Consider the following 2,388-nt stretch of genomic DNA (forward strand, 5'->3'; position numbering starts at 1 on the left):
TGGAAGTAAGGTTTGATAGATCAGCTATCTTTTTTATTCCCTCCGGCAGGATGTAGGAGAGAAAACTCCCTGCTATGCGGGGATTTTCCAGGTATTTTTTGAAAAACCGGTCATGGATGTTTATTTCTCCCATAAAAGGGCTCCTTCCTGTATATCAGGTATCTATTAGGTAAAAAAACTTTTCAATAACTGCCGTCCCCTTACGGGGATTTGGTTTTGTAACTTGTAACTGACCATGCCCATGTGGAGGGGTTTGTTCTTGGTTTCCGTCCCCTGACGGGGATTAGGTTTTGTAACCCTGCCTTCTGTAAGCCCCATCTGGCAAGGGCTTAAACCCTATTTTGCGGGGGAGAAAATTCACAGGAACTAAATATGAACCCTTCATACCTGTTTAAAGGCTTCTATCCCCCTATTTTTCGGCAGCGGGACAGATCAGGGGGCAATTGTTTACAGTTATATTTTACCATTAAAATTTTTCCCTAACTACTGATTTTCTGTCATTTTTGGCTTTTTAGGATATGAGATGGGCAAATTGTAAAATCAACAGGTGATAACTTTTAAGTCACAAAAAATGTATCCTTTTTGTGATAGCTGGCTAATCCTCCCACCTTTGGAGAAAATAGAGCTGATGTGATAATCTTTAATAACAAAGCGAGGCACTTTTGTCAGCTTTTAAAAAAAGCATAACTATTTAATTTCAAAAAGCTTTAGATTCGGAAGTTTTTTAATAAAGAATGGAGGCATGAACGATGATCAATCAGGTTTTTGTTTACGGAACCTTAATGCAGGGGGAAATAAACCACCATATTATCTCAGACTACGCTCTAAGGATTACTCCCGCATATATTAAAGGCATCCTGTATGATTTGCCCTACGGCTATCCCGCCCTTGTTTCCGGTAACGGCTTAGTCTTCGGTGAACTGATCGAACTAAGCGATGTGCGGGAAGCAATGTCTGTCCTGGACGATCTGGAAGGCTATTCCGGACCGGGGAAGGACAACCTGTATGAGCGGGAAATAGTCACTGTTCAAACTATCAAGGGCGAACACTGCCTGGCCTGGACTTACCGCTGGGCCTCCCGGGCTCTTCCTGATGGGGCAAGGCGAGTGCAAAACCGACGGTGGGGTCATAAATATCCTTACCTTTACTTTGCCTATGGCTCTTGCCTGCATAACGGCCCAGGCAGCCGTCTGTTCGAGCATGGTCAAAGCAGCGAATTCTGTCCTCTGGCTATTGGTGAGCTAGCAGGCTATCGTTTTGCCCTTAATAAAATAGCCGCCGACGGCAGTAGTGTGTATGCCAACCTGATGCCTCAGCTAGGAAACAGCGTATTTGGCCTTATATACCAGATAAGTGATGCCGGGCTCGAATACCTTGATAGGCGTGAAGGCTATCCTCACCATTATGAGCGGACAACCCTAAAGGTCAAAATCCATGGAGAAGATGCGATACTTACGGAAGTAATCACCTATCTAGCCCATCCGGATATGGTAACAGATACCTGGTATCCGGTGAGCCTAAGCTATGCTGAAGAACTGCGGAAGGGTTCGCACTGGCTCCCGGAACCATACCGAACCCAGGTCTTTCTGCACGAAATCGCAAGACACTCCGGCAATTACGAATTATGAAAGGGAGGCTAACCAAGAGCAACCATTACTGTCCAATTACTAATCGGCAGCGACTATCCATTTATTAGGGATATTGTCCCTACCTATATTATGCGCCTGGCGAAATGACCGCCCAGCCTGGCAGCTGTGCCGGTTAGCTTCCGATCTCTTCTCACCGGCTAAATCTCTTTATTAGGTTGCTTTTCCTTTAAATCCCGGTAAAGCAGGGTAAACAGTGCGGCAATGAGGTCTGCCCATTCGAGGTCGAAAATACGCTTATATAACAGAGCTACCATTATATGTTCAGCCGCATCGGCAATCACCAGCGGCAGACCTTCTTCTGCTCCAACATTATCAAAGACTATGCTGCGAACAATGTCCACATGGCCTATTTCCTGCATTCTCTGGTAATAAACCTCCACAAGCTTTCTTAGCTCCGCCATAGTCTCTGGCTCTATACCGTTCCACCTTTCATAGAAAAATATCTACTCCAGGCTTCCTGTTTCATAGACCGGGTGCTCGTAGACCGGTTTCCCGTTCCGCCGCAGAGCCAATCTCCACAGGCGTTAATTCCCGCAGAACTTGCGGTACTCATGTTTATGCAATATTTGCATACTGCATAAGGTTTATAGCTGCATTAATGTCTCTATCATGTTTCGCTCCACATTCCGGACATTCCCACTGTCTGGTTGAGAGTTTTAATTCGGGAAGAATGTAACCACAACTGCTGCATTTTTTACTTGATGGATAAAATCTGGGAGCAATTATCAGTTTTGAGCCG

The 2,388-nt window shown here is 45.2% G+C and carries 4 protein-coding genes; 1 reads left to right on the forward strand and 3 read right to left on the reverse strand.

All coding sequences use genetic code 11. The annotated features are described in order from the left end of the window. Nucleotides 1-133: Rpn family recombination-promoting nuclease/putative transposase (locus tag BUB92_RS12060; protein ID WP_143156957.1), on the reverse strand; the 133-nt coding region annotated here is incomplete at its 3' end. Between the two features lie 616 nt (nucleotides 134-749). On the opposite strand from BUB92_RS12060, the gene BUB92_RS11620 reads away from it, so the two are divergent. After that, on the forward strand, nucleotides 750-1,628 hold the full coding sequence (locus BUB92_RS11620) for a gamma-glutamylcyclotransferase family protein (RefSeq protein ID WP_073093590.1): 879 nt from the start codon (nucleotides 750-752) through the stop codon (nucleotides 1,626-1,628). Between the two features lie 158 nt (nucleotides 1,629-1,786). On the opposite strand, the gene BUB92_RS10960 is transcribed toward BUB92_RS11620, so the two are convergent. Both BUB92_RS10960 and BUB92_RS10965 read right to left on the reverse strand, forming a co-directional pair. Beyond that, the gene (locus BUB92_RS10960) at nucleotides 1,787-2,008 is read right to left on the reverse strand and encodes a hypothetical protein (protein ID WP_143156958.1); all 222 of its coding nucleotides are present in this window, start codon (nucleotides 2,006-2,008) and stop codon (nucleotides 1,787-1,789) included. Nucleotides 2,009-2,204: 196 nt separating this feature from the next. Then, on the reverse strand, nucleotides 2,205-2,388 hold a 184-nt coding region (locus tag BUB92_RS10965; RefSeq protein ID WP_143156959.1), incomplete at its 5' end, for a zinc ribbon domain-containing protein.

The organism is Thermosyntropha lipolytica DSM 11003 (genome assembly GCF_900129805.1).
GTDB classification, from domain to species: Bacteria; Bacillota; Syntrophomonadia; order Syntrophomonadales; family Syntrophomonadaceae; genus Thermosyntropha; species Thermosyntropha lipolytica.